Genomic DNA, 19987 nt, shown 5'->3' on the forward strand with positions numbered 1-19987 from the left:
GTGGCAGGGGCGAAGTTTCAGAACACCTGCTGCTGGTCGCGCTGTTCCTTCTGGGCGCGTTCGCGTTGCCAGGCCGCCAGCGCGTCGGCCAGTTGCGCCCAGGTGTGCAAGCCCTGTTGCCGCGCCTGTGCCAGCACGATCAAGGCAATCTGCGCGGTGGCGAAGGCATCGGCAGCGGCGTGGTGTCGCGCGGGCATGTCGAGTGCAAAGCATTGCAGCCAGTGATCCAGCCCCGCCTGGGGTTTGGCGTGCTGCGGAAACAGCATGGGGGCGAGGTAGGCCAAGTCCAGCGGCCTGGGGATGCGCGCCCCGTCCAGCCCCAGCCAATGGGCGGCGGCGCGTTGCAGCATGGCATGGTCAAAGGCCGCGTGGTAGGCCAGCCAGATGGCATCTGGCCCGAATTCGAGCAATTCGAGCAAGGCAAGATGCGGTTCCTGGCCGCGCGCCAAGTCGGCCTGGGTCAGACCGTGGATGAGCTGGCTTTCGGCATGCAGCGGCACTTCGACGCGCAGTATGCACTCCAGCGGCTTGCCCATGACAATGCTTTGCTGCTCGATGCGCACGGCCCCGGCGGCCAGCACCACGTCCTTGTGGATGTTCAGGCCACTGGTTTCCAGATCGAACACCACCAGCGGTTGTTCCAGCAGGCTGTGGGCCGTGGCCGCTGTCGCGGGCAGCGGCAGTGCCGCCAGTCGCTGCCGGGTGGCATCGTCCAGTGCAGCAGCGGGCGCACTGCCGGGCGACTGGCCGCGCCAGCGTTGCCATTGCTGGTGCAGCCACTGGCGCAGCGGGGGGGAATGAGAGGAATCGGGGGGCATGGCGGGCATCTCCGAAGCGGTGTTACGAGAGCCGGTAGCGCAGACGCAGTGAATCCTGCACCTGCCGCGCCTGCCGCAGCGATTCGCGCAGGATGCGTTCGTCCAGCGTGTTGAGGCTGGCAGGGTTCAGGCTGTTGTCCAGCGGCTGGTATGCCTGGGCCTGGCGGCGATGCTGCTGCATGCGCAGCAGTTGCAGGTAGTTGTAGGCTTCGCTCCACGCCTGGGCCTGCGGCTGGCCGATCACGCCTTTCTGTGCCAGTTGCGCCATGCGCTCCAGCGTGGATGCCTCTGTGATGCCATGCGCCAGTGCCAGAATGCGCGCGCCGTCCACAAAGGGCGTGAGGGCCTGGGTCTTGAGGTCGATGTCGGCCTTGGCCAGCCCCAGTGCCTGCTCCAGCCGGTTGCGCACACCGCCCAGCGTGGGGCTGTGCTCCAGCGCGGTCTGCGCCATCATGCGCTGGAACAGCGGGTTGTCGGCCACCATGGCCAGCAATTCCGCCTGCAAGTGCGCAAAGCCATTGTCCGCACCCCACAGCGGGCGAATGTCAAAGAAGATGGTGGCCTTGAGCAAATTCTCCGGGTCGGTCTCGCGCAGTATGGCCAGGAAGAAGCCATGCCACTCCCGCGCCGACAGGCACAGCCGGGGATTGCCCGCCATGATGTTGCCCTTGCACAGCGTCAGCCCGCACTGGTGCAGGGCCTGGTTGATGGCACGCGCCAGCGGCAGCAGGCGTTGCCTGTGCTGCTCGGCCTCCTGGGCACTGTCTGCCTGGAACAGGATGCCATTGTCCTGGTCGGTCAGCAGCGTCTGCTCCTGCCGTCCTTCGCTGCCGAACACCAGCCAGGTGAAAGGCACACCAGGGTCGCCGTGCTCGGCCAGCATCAGTTCGATGACGCGGGTGGTGGTGTGGTCGTTCAGTTGCGTGATGACGCGCAGAATCTGCGCCGCGCTGGCTCCATGCGCCAGCATGGCATCCACCAGCCGGTCGATGCCGCGCCGCTGCGCCTGCAAGGCCTCAATGCTGTCGGCCTGACGCAAGGCACGCGCCAGATGCACCAGATCGACCCGTTGCAGCGCGAACAGGTCGCGCTCGGACAGAACCCCCACCAGCTTGCCGTCATCGACCACGCAGACATGGGTAATGTGGTGCTGGGTCAGCAACAGGGCCGCATCGAAGGCGGTGCTGGAAGACGGCAGGCTGTAGGGATTGGGCACCATGCAATCGGCCATGAGACTGGACTGCATCGGCTGGCCCTGCGCCACCATGTTGCGCAGATCGCGCAATGTGAAGATGCCCAGCAGGTGCTGCTGGGCATCGACCACGGCCACACTGCCCACGCGCCGCTGGTACATCTGCTGCACCGCTGCCTGCACGGTGGTGTCGGGGCTGCACGTCAGTGGCTCGCGCCCCATCAGGGTTTGCAGGCGGGCATCCAGCGAATACTGCGCCCCCAGCGATACGGTGGCACTTTGCTGCACCTTCAGGTGCAGTTGCCCCAGCAGGCTGCTCACGCCCTTGAAGGCAAACTGCCGGAACGGCTCGGACAATTGCAGCATGTGCGCATACTGCTGCACCGGCAGTTGCAGGCAGAAAGTATCCTGCACGGCCGTATAGGTGGTGCGGGTGGATCGATCACCCACAATCGCGGCCACCGGAAACCCATCGCCGGGCCACAGCTCCAGCTCAGCCGTGTCCAGCCCCTCGCTGGCCGGAATATCCGCGCCCCCGCGCTCGCCCCGCACCTGCCCCTGCCGAATCAGAAACCACTCCTGCACCCGCCCGTCACCGGGATGCAGAATGCGGCTTCCCTGGGGGTAGAAGGCCAGCCTGCACCCTTCCACCAGTTGCACCAGATGACCCGGTTCCATCTGGCTGAACGGCGGATGCTGTTGCAGGAACTGCACGATGCCCTGCACATTCTGCGAGACCGCATCGCGGCCTGCGCGCTCCAACGAGTTTGTCATGGGCGAAAGCCTTTCTGTGATGGTAGTGGGTGAAGCCAGTCGAAGCGGAGGCACTCATGACACGCCCTAGCCGCGCAGAAACTCCTCCAGCGCGCTCTTGGCAATGCGCCAGGCACTGCCGATCTTGCGGGCCTTCAGGTCGCCGGTGTGAATGGCCGTCATGACATCTTCCACCGACACACCCAGGGCCTGCGCCGCCTGTTCCGGCGTGAGCACATCCAGCCCGGCGGTGGCAGCAGCAGCCGCTGGTGCCGCTGCGGGAGCAAAATTGCCCGGCAGGGGCGGCGGCACGGCAGATGCACCACCCGGTTGCTGCATGGAGCGCATCATCTCCTGCGCCAGCCCGAAGCCCATGGCCATCTGCGCAGGCATGGCTGCTGCGGCCCCGGCTTCGCCGCCCTCGCCCATGGCCACGCCCATCTGGTACTTGACGTAATCGTTCAGGTTGCCGATGACGCTCATGCTGCTGCGCTTGTCGATGGCCTGCTCCACCTCCGGCGGCACCGACACATTCTCCAGAATGAAGCTGCTGACCTCCAGACCATACTTCTGGCGGATGGCTGGGTTGATGATGGGCAGCAGCGCGTCGCCCAGCTCGCTGTAGCGTTGCGCAATGTCCAGCACCGGCACATGCGCCTTGACCAGTGCCTCGGTGAAGACACTGACGATGCGCGAACGCATGGTGTCGTTGAATTCGTCAAGGCGGAAATTCTGGTCGGTGCCCGCCACTTCCTTCAGAAACAGCGGCGCGTCCACAATGCGGAAGTCATAAGTGCCGAAGGCCCGCAGACGCACCACGCCGAAGTCCTGGTCGCGCATCATCACCGGATTGGATGTGCCCCACTTGTTGCCGGTGAACAGGCGCGTGTTCAGGTAATAGACATCGCACTTGAAAGGCGACTGGAAGCCGTATTTCCAGCCCAGGATGGTCGAGAGAATCGGAATGTTCTCGGTGGTAAGCGTATGCTTGCCGGGGTTGAACAGATCGGCAAACTGTCCAGCCGCCACGAACTGCACCTGCTGCGACTCGCGCACGATGAGCTGCGCCCCGTTCTTGATCTCCTTGTCGTTGTCCGGCCAGCGGTACGACAGGGTATCGCGCGAATCATCCGTCCACTCGATGATCTCGATCAACTGGTTTCTGACTAGATTGAAAATGCGTTCCATGGCATGAGGCAATGTGAGTGAATCCAGCGTTCATTCTAAGGGTGTGTCTGACCAAACACAAAACCGCCACAGGGCATGGCCCTGTGGCGACGTAAATCAGCGGATGGCGGGTGCAATGCCGTTCACCCCGCCGAATCCCGCCCCCGCGTTCAGAACACCCCGATGCTGGGGTTGAAGTTGAACGTGAACTGCGGTTTTTCCTGGATGTCGAAGCTCCAGCTCAGGTTGCGCCGTTCATCATCGACCCTGCCATCCGCATCCAGTACCGGCAGGCGGTCGATGGGCCAGACCAACTGGAAGTCCACGCTTTCGCCTTTCTTGATGAGCTGGTTGTTTTGCAGACCCACGAATTTCGGGCTGAACACGCCATCGGCATCGCTGGCCTTCAGGTTCACGACCGTGTAATCGCCACCAATGGCAGACAGACGGAAACTGCGCACCACAAAGTCACCCCGGAAGCCATTCTTGAAGCCGGTCTGGATGAGGTTCGCGCCAGCGATAACGGCATTGGCGGCATATTCCGTGCTGTTCGTTCCAACGAACGGGAAGATTTCCTGCCGGATTCTGACATCGTCATCCTTGACGGAATTGAACACCAACTGCTGGTCGTTGTTCGACCAGTCATGCTTTTGCTGGAGGTTTTCCAACAACAGATTCGGATAGTCCTCGCGGGTGGAGGCATAAACCTCCATGCTGTACGGCCCGGCAATGTCGATGCCATCGCTGACGGCCAGATCGAGCACATAACGACCGGTTGCCGTGGGTGCGAAACTGAACTGGCTGCACGTCCAGTTGCGGATGTTCAGTCCTGCCGCAATCCAGTCTTCCAGGCTGATGACGGATGCTCCGGGATAGCTGTTGCTGCCCGTGGCGGCGCAGAAGTAGTCGTTCGGATGCTCCAGCTTGCTGCCGGACGGCTCGGTGGAGAGCGTCCAGAGATAGCTCATCGGGTCACCATCCGGGTCATAGCCATTGGGCTGGAACTGCATGCTGTTCCATCGATCGACTCGCGTGGAGTCAGCCGCCGCGTTGTACTGAACGGTATTGCCGCTCTTGCCAACCAGCATGGGTTGCTCAGACGTGTAGGGCGCGCCGCTCATCGAGATGCGGCCAATCGGTGCGTTGTTGCTGGTTTTGGCCTGAACGGTCAGGCGTACCGGAGTGACAGAGATGTAGTCGCTGCTGGGATACCCATGTTCATCGGTCACCAGCAGGTCAAAGACGTACCGGCCCGGCTGGTCTGGCACGAAGGTGGCATGCACCTTGTCACCGCCCGTCAAGGTGGCCTGGCTACCATCGGGCTTGTCCAGCATCGTCCACTGGTAAGTGAGGCGGTTGTCGTCGGGGTCACTGCTGCCCTCGGCGGTGATCGTGACGGTTCTGCCCACTCCCACCACACCACTGCTGCCCATGACCTTGGCCGCCGCCTGAGGCGGACGGTTCGCGCCGTTGATGACCGTGTAGGTGGCCGTGACCGGATCGCTCCACTCGGTGCCATCGAACACGCGCAACTGCACTTCGTAGTCGCCATAGTGCGTGCCGACAAAAGTCTGTGCCTTGAAATTGGTGGCCGCGTCGTAGCCTTCGGGAGCCTTCAGCAGCGTGAACTCGCGGCCGGTGTAGAGGTTGTCGCCATCGATGTCATAAGAGTAAGCTGCCGTCATGCTGATGGAGGTGTCACGCTCGGCCTCCCAGGTCTTACTCCAGGGTGCGGTGATGCGGGCCACCGGCTTGGTATTGGGCGCGCCTTCAGGCTTGACGACCTTGACGGAAAGGGACTTTCCACCGTAGGCCTTGCCATCGAACACCGTCAGGCCCAGTGTGTAGCTGCCAGCAAAGTCGGGCACGAAGGAAGCCTGTGCCTTGTCGGCGTTCTCCAGCACCGGGTTGGAGCCAATGGGCTTGCTGCCGACACTCCAGCGGTAGGTGAGCGCGTCGCCATCGGCATCGCTGCTGTTGCGTCCATCCAGCTCGATTTTCTCGCCTCGGACGGCGGCCTCGATATTGGCGATGATGTCCGCCACCGGAATGGAGTTCAGGCCACCGATGCCAATCGTCACTTCCACCGGCGCGCTGCTTCTGGCTCCGTAATGCACCACCAGCGTGGCCTTGTAGGTGCCGACCTTGTCGGCACTGAAACGCGGCTGGGCATTGCCGGGGTTGTCCAGCACGGCAGTGCTGTCGGCGGGTTTGCTGGTCAGCTCCCAGGTGTAGGTCAAGCCTGCGGCACTGCCACCAGCGGGAGGCTGGCTGGCCGTGCCATCGAGTTGCACGGTGGTACCCACCAGTTGGTTGATCTCGGTGGCCACCACGGCCACCGGGTCGGGGTTGCTCACGGCGAAGGTGACGGCAGCCGTGCTGCTGCTGGCCGTGCCGTCATTGACCACGAGGGTGATGACGTACTCGCCGGGGCGATCGGGCGTGAAGGTGGGCCTGGCCACCGTGGCATCGGAAATGGTGGCTGTGCTGTTTTCCGATTTCTTTTCGATGGTCCACAGGTAGGTCAGCGTGCCGGCATTGGGCGTGGTGCTGGCCGAACCATCCAGTGTGATGGTGGTACCAGCGGCCACCTGGGTCTGGTCTGCCGAAGCCGATGCTGTGGGAGGATTGGTGGGCGCGACGGGAACGGATTCGCCGCCACCTCCGCCGCCGCAGGCAGCCAGAAACAGCGCAGTGGCCGAGCCAAGCACTGCAATATGGGTACGCAATGGTTTTTGCATGGTGATCTTTCTTTGCCTTGGGTTGCTTTGTCGAACTGAAAACGGGAGTGCGGGATGCGGCTTCAGAACAGCCAGGTCACGCTCAGGCGGGCACTGCGCCCAGGAGCCGGAACCAGACCGAGGCTGAGAGCATCGAGGTAGTAGCGGTCGGTGAGGTTGTCGATGTTGAGATCCACGCTGAACTGGTCGTTGATCTTGTAGGTGGCAAACAAGTCCCAGGTGGTGTACTTGTGCCAGGGCACGGGGGAAGCGAAGCCGTCATTCACGCCTTCGGTGTTGAAATCCGGCGTGGGTTTGCGCTGACCCATGAACGTGCCGCGCGCGCCCAGTGTGAGTTTTTCACCGAACAGGCGCGTGCCGATGGTGGCACTGGCATGCCACTCGGGCGGAATCATGTTATTGACGTAGCTGGCGGCAATGCCAAACTCAGTGCATTCCATGCGGCGATAGCTGCCGAAGTGGCAGGTTTCCACAAATGTGTAGCGGGTACCGCTCAACTCGGTGAAGAACCGCCCCACGTCGTAGGAGCCTTGCAGTTCCACGCCGTGGAAGCTGACGCTGTTGATATTGCGCAGGGTGAAGAACTGGTTGCCCGAGCCTTCTTCCCAGGTGTTGGGGAAGGTGCGGGTCAGGTAGTCCTTGGTGTGATTGCGGAAATAGGCGACCTTGGCACGGAACTTGTCGCCATCGCGCCAGAGGCTATCCTTGCTGAAGCCCATGCCCACTTCCTTGTTGCGGGTGTGTTCGGGGGCCAGGTGGATGTCCTGCGAGGGCGACACCGAGAAGCCGGAAGTCGTCTCGAACAGGCTGGGCATGCGCAGTGCCTCGGCATAGCGGCCATAGACCTGCAAGCCGGGGCGTGGCTCCCACTGCACACTCAGCAACGGGGCAGAACCGCTGCGGCGTGACGACATCATGAGCGGGTCGCAAACGCCATCTGCATCTGGATTGACGCAGTATTCGCTGTCTGCGGTGACACGCCGTGGCTTGTCGTCTTCGGAGCTGAAACGCGTATAGCGCACTCCCGCATCCAGCGTCCAGCGCGGCAGGGGCTTCCATTGCGCGGAAGTGAACAGGCTCCATTCGTCACGATGGCCTGCCCGCCCGCCGGACGAAAAAGTGCTGGCCTCGCCATCACCGTGCACTTTTTCGGTCTGCCAGGCCAGCCCATAGTCCAGCCGGACACCGCCCCAGCGATTCATATCGAAGCGCGTGCTGTTGCTCACGTCCGTACCCCAGCGTCGATAGCGTTCGCTGCCCGTGTCGAACATATCGCTCCACATGTTGTCGGAGTAATTGCGGTTCAGGCTGACCGTATCGGTATGCCAGAGGTTGGCACGCAGATCGATCTTGTCGTTCTCCTGCGGATTCCAGCGATAGCGGCTGGTGTAGGTATCGGCAGTGACCTGGCTGTTGGTGGTCTGGCGCACCTGCCCCAGCCAGATGAGTTGCGAAGGCATCAGTTCGCCATAGGTGCTGTCGTAGCGCAGATAACTCAGCTCCAGCTCGTGTGCATCCGCCAGATAGATTTTGCTCTTGAGCAGGGTGGACTGGCTCTCGTAATTGCTATTGACGATGCGCTCGCCAGCCCGAAAGCGCGTGGCCCCGACAATTTCAGGATGCACTTCGGTGTAGAAACCCCGGTTGTAGGTTTCGGACAAATCCAGGTAAGGGGCCGGCCCCTTGGTACCGGCGTAGTAATTGCCCTGGCTGCGCTGTGCATACGCGGCCACCAGATCGACCCGCTCCAGCCGCTTGGCCAGCGCGACACTGCCTGCCCAGCTCTTGGGCTTGAGCAGATTCGGACGATCCATGCCTTCGACTGCTTGCCCCCCGTCAGCTCACGGCTGGCCATGATGGAAATACCCGCCTGCTGCCCGAACTGGCCAATGGCCTGCTCCAGCGGCTGTGCCGGTATGTTGAACTGGATGGTTTGTGCATGGGCAAGGCCCGCGCCAAGTGCACAGGCGGCAATGCACACCGCAGTGGGTCGAAAGATTTGCATGGTGGAAGAACGCATCGGGTGACTGAAAAACTGGCCTGTTTAGGCCATCCCATATCGTCAAGACGCAGAAAAGCCCACCATACCCTTGCACGGAATGGTAATAATTCGTATCTTTTGATCGAACAGTAAGGGAGCGCGGCGATCAGCGCGGCAGCAGCAAGGTGGCGGCAGGGGTGTGCCGCACTTCCAGCGTGGCCAGTTGTGGCAGGTGGGAGAGGAAGCGATCAATGTCACGGGTCTGCACCACCGCGACGATGCGTGGCGTGTGGCCATTGCGGCTGTCGCCCTGGGGAGCCTGCACGGGCTTGGCCGTATAGCGTGAGAGCTGCACGGCCATCTCGCCAAGGGTCGCGCCGGAAAACACCAGCGCACCCTGTTGCCAGGCGAAGGCATCCGCTGCCGGGGTGGCTGGCCACAAGCCCCCGGATTCGGTGACATCCAGCACCTGTCCATCATGCAGCAGCCAGTGCTGCACTTCACGCCACCAGTAGCCGCCCAGCGAGGCGCGCATCTGCGCCACCCGCACACGCCCATGATCGACGCTGACGCGCACATGCGCATCGCTGAAGCGATCGACGGCAAAGCGCGTTCCCAGCACGGTGACACGTGCCTGTCGGCTGTCCACGACGAAGGGACGCTCGGGATCGGCCTGTACCTCAAAGGCCGCCACCCCGGCATGCAGCAGCACCAGTCGCCGGTCTGCCTCATAGCGCACCTGCACGCGGGTGGCAGCTCCCAGCGTCAGGCGACTGCCATCGGGCAGGATATGCACCTGGGCTGGCTGGCCCGAGGCATTGGCCAGTTCCACGGACGGCCACGCCCGCTGTCGCATCGGAGCCAGCATCTGCCAGCCCAGCGTGCCACCAGCCAGCAGTGCCACCGTAGCAAGGGTGCCGGTTCGCAGAACCCCGCGACGGCTCTGCCGCTGCGCACTCTGCCCCTGCTCCACGGCATGGGAGAGACGGGCCAGACGGTCACCGGATTCAAAATCCCCCCAGATGCCTGCCATCTGCCGATAGGCTGGGGCATGGCTCGGGTCGGCCCCCAGCCAACGCTCGAAGCGGGCATGTTCACGAAAATCGTCTTCCGCCACGTTTTGCATATGGGCAAACCAGCGGGCGGCTTCCTGACGGACTTTGCTGGCTTTCATGGGAGCTGGCAGGAGTAAGTCTCGCGCCATTCGGACAGCAGCACCAGGGCGCGTGCCACATGCCCTTCGACGGTTTTGAGGCTGATGCCCATGCGCTCGGCAATTTCCGGCTGGGTATAGCCTTCCACGCGCAGCAGCCAGAACACCTCGCGGCAACGCGGTGGCAGACGTTCGATGATTTTTTGCAGGTGCTGCAACCGCTGGCGCAAATCGGCCATGGTCTCGGCCGATGGGGCCACGGCCTGGCTGGCAACGATGGCATCGGCCTCCTCGGGAGGCAGATCGTCCAGCAGCACCAGTCGGCGGGCAGAACGATGCCGATCCACCATGACCGACTCGGCCACGCGGCGAATGTAGGCGCGGGGTTGCTGAATGGGCTGGCGCAGGGCCACGGTGGCGTAGCGAATCAGCGCATCGTGCAGGGTATCGCGTGCCTGATGCGGACACTGGGTCTTGTGGACAAGGCTTTGCAGAAAATCGCGGTACAGCCATTCGAGGTTGAGGCCCAGCCAGCTCGCTTCGGATTCGGGAGCCTGCGCGGCAGTGGCCTCGTGGCTGGCAGAAGTGGCATTCGGCTGCGGCGTGCTTGGCTCGCTGCGCGACTTCGCGCCCTGTTGCGCGATGCGAATCCCCCATTCGGGGACGGACAAATCATGCGACATCGTTCATTCCTGCGGAGCGTGGCGTGGATTGTTGCTGCGTCCCTGGTGTCGCGACACCACAGCGGGATTCAGCCGTATCGGTGTTTGTCGTGGGGGAATTGGGCCTGGGCTTGTTGCCCTACCGGGGAAGGCAAGGTGTACCAGACACCTTGCGAATGCGGCGATTTATAGCACACAAACGTCGCCAACATGCAGGAATGGTTTTTATTTATCCATCATCCTGAAGTCTCTGAAGCGCAAGCAAGGCGGCCCGGCCTGCTTCCACAGAAATACACTCAGAGCTTGGGAAAGTCTGCAAAATCCATGCTGTCGCGCAGATCCGTTCTGGCGGCGCATCGCTTTCCAGCAGAGTTTTGCAGACCTTCCCTTGGTTCAACCCTGGAGCGCGACCGCCACCGAGTCGGCCAACGGGGTCGTGGGGTGGCCAATCAGTGCAGAAAGCTGCTTGCCATCGTCAAACAGCACGCCCTTGGCCACTTCGGCATCCCAGCCTGCAATCGCCTTGGCAAACCCTTCGGGCACACCCACACCAGCCAGCACGGCAGCGTAGTCGGCCACGGGCAGATTCTTGTAGGGAATGTCCTTGCCGGACTGGCGGGAGATTTCGGCAGCCAGATCGCCCAGGGTGTAGGACTGGTCACCGGCCAGCTCATAGGTCTTGCCTTCGTGGCCCTCGCCGGTCAGTACCACCACGGCAGCCTCGGCAAAATCGGCACGCGGTGCCGATGCAATGCGGCCCTCGCCTGCACTGCCCAGGAATGCGCCACCCGCCAGTGCGCCACCAATCGAGCCGGTGTAGTTTTCGGTGTACCAGCCATTGCGCAGAATCGTGTAGGCAAGGCCGCTGGCCTTCAATTCGGCCTCGGTCACGCGGTGTTCCTCGGCCAGATCGAGTGTGGACGTGTCGGCATGCAGCAAGCTGGTTTGACATCCTCCCCTGCCTAAAGGCAGGAGATTCCTCCTGCGAGACGGCAATGCCCTGCCGCGAGAATGTTCCGTGCAGCGTTCACGTCGCGCTCGTGTACCGCTCCGCATTCGCTGCACGTCCATTCCCTTATTCCAAGACCTGCGATACCTTTGGGCCTCTGCGGCGGCAGACTGCCGCACGCAGAACAGGTCTGGGTTGAATACGCTTCGTTCACTTCCTCAAAAACCACTCCGGCCTGATGGCACTTGTATTCCAAAGCGGTTTTCAATGACGACCAGCCCGCGTCCAGCGTGGACTTGGCCATCCTGGTTTTGACCAGCTTCACGCTGGCCACGTCGCCCACGAAGATGGCGGCGTTGTTCTTCACAAGGTTCGTTGTGAATTTGTGAATTTCGTCTTTTCGGCGGTTGGCTATTTTTGCGTGAATCGCCCTGACACGCTGCTTTTTGCGTGCACGCTGCGCCACAGCAAGTTGCGGTTCCAGTTCCCGATACCATCGCCCGTGCAGCTTCTGGCCCGTGCTGGTGGTGGCGCAGTCTTTCAGCCCAAGGTCGATTCCTACGGATGCCGTAGCTTCTGTGGGTTTGGTTTCAATCTCCACGGCCACGTTGAAATACCAGCGGCCACGAGCATCTTCGTTGAAGCTGGCGGTTTTGAATTTGTACTGGCCCAGACCGTAGGAATCCCACACGCCGAAATAATGGCCATTGTGATAGACCTGCCCGTTCTTCCAAGAAGCTGCGCCGGTGTTGATGGGTATCCAGCCCAGGCTGCGCTGGCTGCCGATGGATTTGCGCCAGTTCAAGCGGGTACGTTTGAATTGACGACGGCGCGTGACATATTCTTGCGCCACACATTGCAGCGTCTGGCTGTGCAAACCCAGCTCCTTGGCTGCTCCTTTGGTGTACGGGTGAATATCGTATGCAGACAGCCATTGGCCACGCTCCCGAATCGATCGGCTGGAGAGCGCATTGATGAAATTCCAGACGAAATTGACCTGCCGTGCCATCTGCAAAAGCAGCGGCGCGTGCTTGTCCTTCACGCGAACTTTCAGGGTTTTGACCACGGTCGGCATGGTGCTGACTTTAACAGAGAGGGTGTATTCTCAATGTGTTATCCATGAACCAACATGGAACCCGTTAGGTTGCGTGCTCTGCATCCCGGTAAACAGGTTCTGATGGACAGAAAGGCTTCAGAACGGCGTTTCGACGATACCGCCTTCCACACGCAAGGCCGCACCGGTCGTGGCACTGGCCTGCTCGGATGCAACATACACCGCCAGATGGGCCACCTCCTGGGGAGACGCAAAACGCCCCAGCAGGGAGCTGGGTCGCTTCTCCGCCACAAAACGCGCCGACATTTCCTCCACGCTGATGCCCCGTTCGGCCGCCAGCGGTGCAAGAAAGGCATGCACATTCTCGGTCGCGGTGGGGCCGGGCAGGATGGCATTGGCGGTCACGCCCGTACCTGCCAACTCCTTGGCGTAGCCGCGCGAGAGGGCCTGCAAGGCTGCCTTGCTCACCCCATAGTGCACCATTTCGGTGGGAATATTGATGGCCGATTCGCTGGAAACGAATTGCAGCCGTCCCCAGCCACGTTCCTTCATCCCGCTGGCATAGTGGCGCGACAGGCGGGCCGCACTGAGAACATTCACCTGGAAGAACCGCTCCCAGTCGGCATCGTCCAGCTCCAGCAACGGCTTGGCCTCATAGATACCCAGGTTGTTCACCAGAATATCGGCCTCGGGATAAGCGGCAATCAAGGTCTGCGCTCCATCGGGCGTGGCCAGATCGGCAGCCACGCCACGGACCTGGGCAGCAGGCCATGCGGCATGAATGGCAGCAATCGCCCGATCCACCGCCAACGCAGTGCGGCCCGTCACCACCACCTCCGCTCCCGCCTGCACCAGCCCCTGCGCAATCGCCAGACCAATGCCAGCCGTGGAACCCGTGACGATGGCACGTTTGCCGCTGAGGTCGATAATCATGAAAATGCTCCTGTATGCAAGTGTTCAATCGGCCCATCCGTGGGCCTGCGAACCATCAGCATACGTTGGCTCTTGGAACCGTTGCTGCTGCCGGGTTTCTGCATTTCTGCTAAAGAAAGACTGCAAACTTTCTGTGGCAACCCCTCCTTCAAGCATCCTCATTCACAACGCCCACCCCGTCATCTGGCTCATGCAAGCCCAGCAGGCGGCGATAGGAAAAACCCGCCTGTCCCCAGACCGTACCGTTGCCGCGTTCGATCTGCGCCAGGTTCAGCACCTGGTAAATGGGTTGCCATTGCGGCTCGCCATCCGGCCCGGCCACGCGCAGTTGCAGGGCCGGATTGGGCAGGTAATGACCACTGCGCATGCGTTGCCAGAGTTTGCGGGCCGGCTGGTAGCTGCTGTCGATTTCGGCACGCGCCAGCACGGCATTCAAATAACTGCGCTTGCGCCGCGCATCCGGCCAGAGGGAATGCGGCATGTGCTCCAGATTGCGCATCAGGTAGGCGGCATCGAACCCGGCCAGGCGGCGCACGTCGCGCTGTTCCGGCTGGTGGTAGCGCAGCGACGCGAGGGTTTTCAGGCCACACAGCATCAAGTGCAGCAGCAGGTATTCGCCCTGATCTTCGTGCAGGCGCAGCAGACGGCCATCCACCTGCACGTCCAGCACCGGCTCCTTGACCCGCTCCCAGATGGCGGCAAAGGCATCTGCGGCATAAGAAGCATCGCGGCAGGCCCGCGCCAGTGCGAAGGACTGCGCGGTGTGGCCAAACAGGTCACGCATCTGCCCGTCGGCCCCTCGCTCCAGCAACTCATCGACCAGCGGCAGGTTGCCTGCCACCGCTGCCAGCATCAGCGGCGTGGCATCGGTGACGGTGCGGTGATCCACACCGTACTGGTCGCACTGTTGCAGCACCTCGCGCACATTTCTTCGGGTATAGGCCGCTGTGTGGCGGCTGGCCAGTGCCTGCCGTGTCTTGTCGAGGGCACGCTGATTCTTGCCCTGCATGGCGAAAATCTGCATGCCCTCCTGGGGGTTCAGCAGCAACAAATGGTCGTCCAGATAATGCCAGGCGGCCAGTTCCAGCAGTTGCTGGCGTGCCTTGCTGGATGTGCTCTTGGGGCTGCCAACCCGTGCCAGCGTCTCCCGCAAGAAGGCATTGTTCCAGACCGGCCAGGGCACGGGCTTGATGCCCAGCACGTTTTCACGAATCGCATCGGCCTGCTCCTGCTTGCCCTGCAACTCCAGCCGGTGCGCCTCGCGCTCCCACTCCGCACGACTGGACTCGGCCGCCTCGATGGCCAGTTGCCCCTGGTTCTCGTGGACATCCAGCAGTTGCAGCAGCGGATGCCCCATATCCTTCTCCACCAGGTACAGCCCTTCCACCGCGCGGGTGATGGCCACATACAGGGCATTGACGTAGAACTTCCACAGCTCCAGCGAACGGTCGTGCTTGTCCTTGGCACGGCGGTAATCCAGCGTGTCATGCTGCAAATCGGCAGGCTCCACGCCGTCGCAGATTTCCGCATAGGCCTTGCGCTGACTGCTGATGAAGCGGTACAGGATGATGTGCGGATACTCCAGCCCCTTGGCCTCGTGGACGGAAAACACCAGCGGCGTGCGAAAGACCAGCCGCGCCTCGGACTTGTCCTCGTCGCGCAGCACCAGTACGGCAAAGCGGGTGGACGCGCGGGTGCGGGCATCCAGATCGCGCTTGACGGCATCCTTGTCGGGCAGCAGCCGCACCTCGCCCTCGATCTGGCTGGCCGCCGTCACCAGATGGTTGCTCTCGCGGTCGATGGAGCCAAAGCGCGCATGCTTGATCTTCAGCAGCGTGTTGGCCAGCCGCGTGACCTGCCGCGTGTTGCGGTAATTCACGCCCAGCACGGAAATCTGCTGGCGTTCGGCCAGTGCCGGGTCGCGCCAGAACAGGCTCTTGACGGCACTCCACGAAAAGAAATTCGGATGCACGATCTGGTTGGAATCGCCGCACAGCAGAAACTGCCCGGCATTCTTCAGGGTGCGCAACACCAGGGCCAGTTGCGCATTCGTCAAATCCTGCACCTCGTCGATGACGATGAAATCGTACTGCGGCTGCGCCAGCGACTGCCACTCGTGCGCCAGCAGGTTGCTGTCGAACAGATGGAAGTCCGTCAGCCACTGGCGGTATTTGCCGAACAGCTCGTACATCGCCGCGCGCTGTTCCCGCTCGTAGATGGACTGGCGCGTGCCCAATGCGAGGTACTGCTCCAGCGACAACACCCCTTCGGGCTGGCTGCCGATCACGCCCCGGAACTCCTCGAAGCACGGATGCGCATCGGTGAAGCGGTACTGCTGGCGGTGCCGCTCGAACCAGCCCCGGAAATCCGCAAAACGCACCTCGCGCCCCGGTGGCACGCGCAAAGTCTCCAGAAACTCGCGGTACGACAGGAACTGTGCCTCCTGCTCCGGCTGGCTGTAGCCGTGCGCGTAATACAGGCTGCGGGCATGCTGTGCCAGCCACGGCGACTGCGTCACATACAGCACCGTGCCGGTGGCATGGCGCAGTTTCTCCAGCGTCAGGGCCGTCTTGCCCGAACCCGCCGACCCCACCAGCACCAGCGGCGGCGGCAGGCGATAGACGGCCTCCTGCACATCGTCGAAGGAAATCGGGCTGTCGAGCAGATGAAAATCCCCGCGCCCCGGATGCAGGTAACGCACCGGCACAGCCTCCTCCTGCACCTGCTCCAGCGTACTGTCAGGGGCCGCCTCGATCTGCTCCTCGCGCACCACCGCGCCACGCAGAAAACGCGACTTCGCATAGGCATGGTGCGCAATCACCTCCAGCACCAGACACACCGTCTGCCCGCCGTGGCGCACAAACTGCACCAGCACGCGGCTGGCCTCGTCCAGCTTGGCACGGTGATAAGGCGTGGAAGCAAGCTTCTTCATATCGACACTGCGGAAGTCGTCGCGCTCGATGGCCGCCCTCACCTTCTCCCACTTGCTGCGAAACCTGCCCACATCAAACTCGCTGTACACCAGTACCTGCATGGCGATGAAAACCCCTTTCTGCGGCGACTGCCCTGACAGTCCCGTCTGACTGTATTGTTGTGTTGAATTGGCTGCGCCACAGTTTAACGGCAGCGGCACAGGCCCACTTGGGCACACTTTGAAACTGCGGCCTACCGTTGCAATGCAGGGCGAACGCGCTATGGTGAGATAGTGTTTCTCCTGCGCAATTTGCGTGATGGTGAAATTCACTCACGGCGTCATGCCGGGCCTGACCCGGCATCCAGAAGCATTGCACGCTCCAGGCTATTGGAGTTTTCAAGGCAGACGTTGCCACTGGATGCCGGGTCAAGCCCGGCATGACGGGGTAGGTGGGGTTTGTGTTTGGCAAAAATGGGTGCGTATCGGATGCTTTTGACATAGCGCGATTGCCCTGCGTTGCAATGTCTGCAACATTGACACCGCATGACACATCCACCATACTGACCAGTCATCAAACCAGTCTGAAGGGGTAGTCATGCACACATGGCCCGTACAAGATGCCAAGGCACGGTTCAGTGAGTTTCTGGATGCCTGCCTGACCGAAGGCCCGCAAATGGTGACCCGGCGCGGCACGGAAGCTGCCGTACTCATACCGGTACAGGAGTGGAAGCGTCTGCAAGCCGCAGCGCGCCCTTCACTCAAACAACTGCTGCTGTCCGATCAGGCGCGGCATGAACTGCCCATACCACCGCGCGGGCAAGCCAGACGCCGTCAGATCGAAACACTGGCATGACTGGCATGTACCTGCTGGATACCAACATAGTCTCCGAACTGCGCCGACCCAGACCACACGGTGGCGTGGTGGCATGGCTGGAATCGGTGGACGATGCACACCTGTTTCTTTCCGCCGTGACGATTGGCGAAATCCAGGCGGGTATCGAACTGACACGCCAGCAGGACGCTGCCAAGGCCACAGAACTCGAATCCTGGCTGGACATGCTGGCGACCGCCTACAACGTATTGCCGATGGATGCCGTGACCTTTCGCCGCTGGGCCAGGCTGATGCACCGGCAGTCCGACACGCTGTATGAAGATGCCATGATCGCTGCCACTGCGCAGGTGCATGGCCTGATCGTGGCAACGCGCAATGTGGCGGACTTTCAGGCACTGGGAATGGAAGTGCTGAATCCATTTGCCCCCGACGCATCACACCGCCCATAGCGCGACAACACCCTGCGCCATGCAGGCACAAAGGCTAGAATCTCCACCCTGAGCCTTCCCCACCACCACGGCAGCGATTGCCGTTCGACTTCCACTATGACCCAGCCACGCAAATTCTTTGTCACCACCGCCCTGCCCTATGCCAACGGCAAGTTCCACATCGGCCACATCATGGAATACATCCTGGCCGACACTTGGGTGCGCGCACAACGAATGCTGGGCCACAGCGTGCAGTTTGTCAGCGCGGACGATGTGCACGGCGCACCCATCATGATCGCTGCTGAAAAGGCAGGCAAAACCCCGCAGCAGTTCGTGACTGAAATCGCGGCGGGCCGCCAGGAATATCTGGATGGTTTCCACATTCGTTTCGATAACTGGCACAGCACGGACAGCCCAGAAAACGTCGCACTGGCGCACCAGATCTACTACGACCTAAAGGCCAGCGGTCTGATCGCCACGCGCACCATCGAGCAGTTCTACGATCCGGTCAAGGGCATGTTCCTGCCCGACCGCTACATCAAGGGCGAATGCCCCACCTGCCACGCCAAGGACCAGTACGGCGACTCCTGCGAAGTCTGCTCCAGCGTGTACAGCCCCACCGAACTCATCAAGCCCTACTCCACGCTGACCGGCGCAACCCCGGAACTGCGCAGCAGCGAGCACTTATTCTTCCAGCTTTCCGATGAAAAAGTCGTGGACTTCCTCAAGGACTGGACGCAAGGGGGCAACCCACGCTCCGGCCAGCCGCACCTGCAAGCCGAGATGGCCAAAAAGGCCAGCGAATGGTTTGAGGCAGGCATGAACGACTGGGACATCAGCCGCGAAGCCCCTTACTTCGGCATTGAAATTCCCGACGCACCCGGCAAATACTTCTACGTCTGGCTGGATGCCCCCGTCGGCTACCTCGCCAGCCTGAAAAACCACTTCGACAAAGGCCAGGCCGCCCAGCACTGGCATGCCGCATCACGCACGACACAAACTTTCGAGGAATTCATTGCCGACCCGCAGGTGGAGCAAGTGCATTTCATCGGCAAGGACATCGTGTACTTCCACAGCCTGTTCTGGCCCGCCATGCTGCACTTCTCCGGCCGCAAGGTTCCCAGCCAGGTGAACGTACACGGCTTCATCACCGTCAGCGGCGAAAAGATGAGCAAGAGCCGGGGCACAGGCATCGACCCGCTGAAATACCTCAGCATCGGCATGAACCCCGAATGGCTGCGCTACTACATTGCCGCCAAGCTCAACCCCAAGGTGGAAGACGTGGACTTCACCGCCGAAGACTTCATGGCGCGCGTCAATGCCGATCTGGTGGGCAAATACGTCAATATCGCCAGCCGTGCCGCAGGCTTTCTGGCCAAGCGTTTTGCCGGTGTACTGGGCACGCCCTCCGGTGACGGTCAGGAATTGCTGGCAACCATTGCCGCACAAAAGGCCAGCATTGCCAGCCTGTACGACAGCCGCGACTACGCCCGCGCCATCCGCGACATCATGCAACTGGCCGACCGCGTGAACGCCTACGTCGATGCCAACAAACCCTGGGAACTGGCGCGCCAGGAAGGGCAGGAAACCCGCCTGCAAGACGTATGCACCACCTGCATCGAAGCCTTCCGCCTGCTCACCATCTACCTCAAGCCGGTGCTGCCGCAACTGGCCACGCAGGTCGAGGCCTTCCTGCAAGTGCCCGCCTTCGAGTTTGCCAGTGCCGATGCCCTGCTGGGTGCGGGCCACACCATCGGTGCGTACCAGCACCTGATCCAGCGCGTGGACGAAAAACAACTCGATGCGCTGTTCGAGCCACCTGCTGCCCCAGCCGAAGAAAAACCCCTGCCCGGCGGCGAAGCCGTGGCCGACACGATTGGCATTGATGACTTCGCCAAGGTCGATCTGCGCATTGCCCAAATCATCGCCTGCGAAGCCGTGGAAGGCTCCACCAAGCTGCTGCGCCTGACGCTGGACGTGGGCGAAGGCCGCACGCGCAACGTCTTCAGCGGCATCGCCAGTGCCTACCAGCCGGAGCAACTGGTGGGCAAGTTCACCGTCATGGTGGCCAACCTCGCCCCACGCAAAATGAAGTTCGGCCTCTCGGAAGGCATGGTGCTGGCCGCCGGCCACGCCGACGAAAAAGCGCACCCCGGCATCTTCATCCTGGAGCCCTGGGAAGGTGCGCAGGCCGGAATGCGGGTGCGCTGAGGCGCATGGATGTTTCTGGATCGTTCCCGCGCAAGAGCGCGGGAACGATCTAAACTGTCGTCATTCCGGCAAAGGCCGGAATCCAGTAACCCCATGTGCCATTTAGAAATATTGGCATTTTCTCAACGTCGTCACTGGATTCCGGCCTCCGCCGGAATGACGGAATTTCGAGGGGCAAGCACAGTTGGAATGACCCCAT

14 protein-coding genes are annotated in these 19987 nt (G+C 61.9%); 3 read left to right on the forward strand and 11 right to left on the reverse strand.

Going from position 1 to position 19987, the window contains the following annotated elements:
• Nucleotides 1-17 precede the first annotated feature (17 nt).
• From BUE21_RS09140 to BUE21_RS09190, 11 genes are all read right to left on the reverse strand, one after another.
• On the reverse strand, nucleotides 18-818 hold the full coding sequence (locus BUE21_RS09140; protein WP_084523114.1) for a 3'-5' exonuclease: 801 nt from the start codon (nucleotides 816-818) through the stop codon (nucleotides 18-20).
• A gap of 22 nt (nucleotides 819-840) precedes the next feature.
• Nucleotides 841-2784 (reverse strand): DUF294 nucleotidyltransferase-like domain-containing protein, encoded by a 1944-nt coding sequence (locus BUE21_RS09145; RefSeq protein WP_073356380.1) that lies wholly within the window; start codon nucleotides 2782-2784, stop codon nucleotides 841-843.
• Between the two features lie 66 nt (nucleotides 2785-2850).
• Entirely contained in the window at nucleotides 2851-3951 is a 1101-nt protein-coding gene (locus tag BUE21_RS09150; RefSeq protein ID WP_073356381.1) for an SPFH and helix-turn-helix domain-containing protein, read from the reverse strand.
• A gap of 149 nt (nucleotides 3952-4100) precedes the next feature.
• Nucleotides 4101-6671, reverse strand: a complete 2571-nt coding sequence (locus tag BUE21_RS09155) for a PKD domain-containing protein (RefSeq protein ID WP_073356382.1) — start codon at nucleotides 6669-6671, stop codon at nucleotides 4101-4103.
• Nucleotides 6672-6733: 62 nt separating this feature from the next.
• Nucleotides 6734-8485, reverse strand: a complete 1752-nt coding sequence (locus tag BUE21_RS09160) for a TonB-dependent receptor domain-containing protein (RefSeq protein WP_073356383.1) — start codon at nucleotides 8483-8485, stop codon at nucleotides 6734-6736.
• Nucleotides 8486-8818: 333 nt separating this feature from the next.
• Entirely contained in the window at nucleotides 8819-9826 is a 1008-nt protein-coding gene (locus tag BUE21_RS09165; protein ID WP_073356384.1) for a FecR family protein, read from the reverse strand.
• Nucleotides 9823-10488, reverse strand: coding sequence for an RNA polymerase sigma factor (locus BUE21_RS09170; RefSeq protein WP_084523104.1), 666 nt, complete (start codon nucleotides 10486-10488; stop codon nucleotides 9823-9825). The genes BUE21_RS09165 and BUE21_RS09170 overlap by 4 nt, the downstream gene beginning before the upstream one ends.
• A gap of 372 nt (nucleotides 10489-10860) precedes the next feature.
• Nucleotides 10861-11406 carry a Rossmann-fold NAD(P)-binding domain-containing protein gene (locus tag BUE21_RS09175; RefSeq protein ID WP_200796720.1) on the reverse strand — a complete coding sequence of 182 codons (546 nt, stop codon included), beginning with the start codon at nucleotides 11404-11406 and terminating at the stop codon, nucleotides 10861-10863.
• A 23-nt stretch (nucleotides 11407-11429) separates the two neighbouring features.
• Nucleotides 11430-12491 (reverse strand): RNA-guided endonuclease InsQ/TnpB family protein, encoded by a 1062-nt coding sequence (locus BUE21_RS09180; RefSeq protein WP_073356385.1) that lies wholly within the window; start codon nucleotides 12489-12491, stop codon nucleotides 11430-11432.
• A gap of 117 nt (nucleotides 12492-12608) precedes the next feature.
• Nucleotides 12609-13403, reverse strand: a complete 795-nt coding sequence (locus tag BUE21_RS09185) for an SDR family NAD(P)-dependent oxidoreductase (protein ID WP_073356386.1) — start codon at nucleotides 13401-13403, stop codon at nucleotides 12609-12611.
• 148 nt (nucleotides 13404-13551) lie between these two features.
• Complete coding sequence (locus BUE21_RS09190; protein ID WP_073356387.1) at nucleotides 13552-16437, reverse strand: UvrD-helicase domain-containing protein; 2886 nt, start codon at nucleotides 16435-16437, stop codon at nucleotides 13552-13554.
• 475 nt (nucleotides 16438-16912) lie between these two features.
• Between BUE21_RS09190 and BUE21_RS09195 the strand changes: the two genes are divergently transcribed.
• The 3 genes from BUE21_RS09195 to metG all read left to right on the forward strand — a co-directional run bounded on the left by BUE21_RS09195 (nucleotide 16913) and on the right by metG (nucleotide 19788).
• The gene (locus BUE21_RS09195) at nucleotides 16913-17170 is read left to right on the forward strand and encodes a type II toxin-antitoxin system Phd/YefM family antitoxin (RefSeq protein WP_073356388.1); all 258 of its coding nucleotides are present in this window, start codon (nucleotides 16913-16915) and stop codon (nucleotides 17168-17170) included.
• A gap of 5 nt (nucleotides 17171-17175) precedes the next feature.
• The gene (locus BUE21_RS09200; RefSeq protein WP_073356413.1) at nucleotides 17176-17598 is read left to right on the forward strand and encodes a type II toxin-antitoxin system VapC family toxin; all 423 of its coding nucleotides are present in this window, start codon (nucleotides 17176-17178) and stop codon (nucleotides 17596-17598) included.
• A 96-nt stretch (nucleotides 17599-17694) separates the two neighbouring features.
• The gene (metG, locus tag BUE21_RS09205) at nucleotides 17695-19788 is read left to right on the forward strand and encodes a methionine--tRNA ligase (protein WP_073356389.1); all 2094 of its coding nucleotides are present in this window, start codon (nucleotides 17695-17697) and stop codon (nucleotides 19786-19788) included.
• Nucleotides 19789-19987 lie beyond the last annotated feature (199 nt).

The sequence above is a fragment of the Lampropedia hyalina DSM 16112 genome (assembly GCF_900129055.1).
GTDB lineage: Bacteria > Pseudomonadota > Gammaproteobacteria > Burkholderiales > Burkholderiaceae_C > Lampropedia > Lampropedia hyalina.

What these genes read in the sequence shown, in the direction of transcription:
- BUE21_RS09140 (WP_084523114.1), bottom strand. Translation starts at nt 818, where the DNA reads ATGCCCCCCGATTCCTCTCATTCCCCCCCGCTGCGCCAGTGGCTGCAC.
- BUE21_RS09145 (WP_073356380.1), bottom strand. Translation starts at nt 2,784, where the DNA reads ATGACAAACTCGTTGGAGCGCGCAGGCCGCGATGCGGTCTCGCAGAAT.
- BUE21_RS09150 (WP_073356381.1), bottom strand. Translation starts at nt 3,951, where the DNA reads ATGGAACGCATTTTCAATCTAGTCAGAAACCAGTTGATCGAGATCATC.
- BUE21_RS09155 (WP_073356382.1), bottom strand. Translation starts at nt 6,671, where the DNA reads ATGCAAAAACCATTGCGTACCCATATTGCAGTGCTTGGCTCGGCCACT.
- BUE21_RS09160 (WP_073356383.1), bottom strand. Translation starts at nt 8,485, where the DNA reads ATGGATCGTCCGAATCTGCTCAAGCCCAAGAGCTGGGCAGGCAGTGTC.
- BUE21_RS09165 (WP_073356384.1), bottom strand. Translation starts at nt 9,826, where the DNA reads ATGAAAGCCAGCAAAGTCCGTCAGGAAGCCGCCCGCTGGTTTGCCCAT.
- BUE21_RS09170 (WP_084523104.1), bottom strand. Translation starts at nt 10,488, where the DNA reads ATGTCGCATGATTTGTCCGTCCCCGAATGGGGGATTCGCATCGCGCAA.
- BUE21_RS09180 (WP_073356385.1), bottom strand. Translation starts at nt 12,491, where the DNA reads ATGCCGACCGTGGTCAAAACCCTGAAAGTTCGCGTGAAGGACAAGCAC.
- BUE21_RS09185 (WP_073356386.1), bottom strand. Translation starts at nt 13,403, where the DNA reads ATGATTATCGACCTCAGCGGCAAACGTGCCATCGTCACGGGTTCCACG.
- BUE21_RS09190 (WP_073356387.1), bottom strand. Translation starts at nt 16,437, where the DNA reads ATGCAGGTACTGGTGTACAGCGAGTTTGATGTGGGCAGGTTTCGCAGC.
- BUE21_RS09195 (WP_073356388.1), top strand. Translation starts at nt 16,913, where the DNA reads ATGCACACATGGCCCGTACAAGATGCCAAGGCACGGTTCAGTGAGTTT.
- BUE21_RS09200 (WP_073356413.1), top strand. Translation starts at nt 17,176, where the DNA reads ATGTACCTGCTGGATACCAACATAGTCTCCGAACTGCGCCGACCCAGA.
- metG (WP_073356389.1), top strand. Translation starts at nt 17,695, where the DNA reads ATGACCCAGCCACGCAAATTCTTTGTCACCACCGCCCTGCCCTATGCC.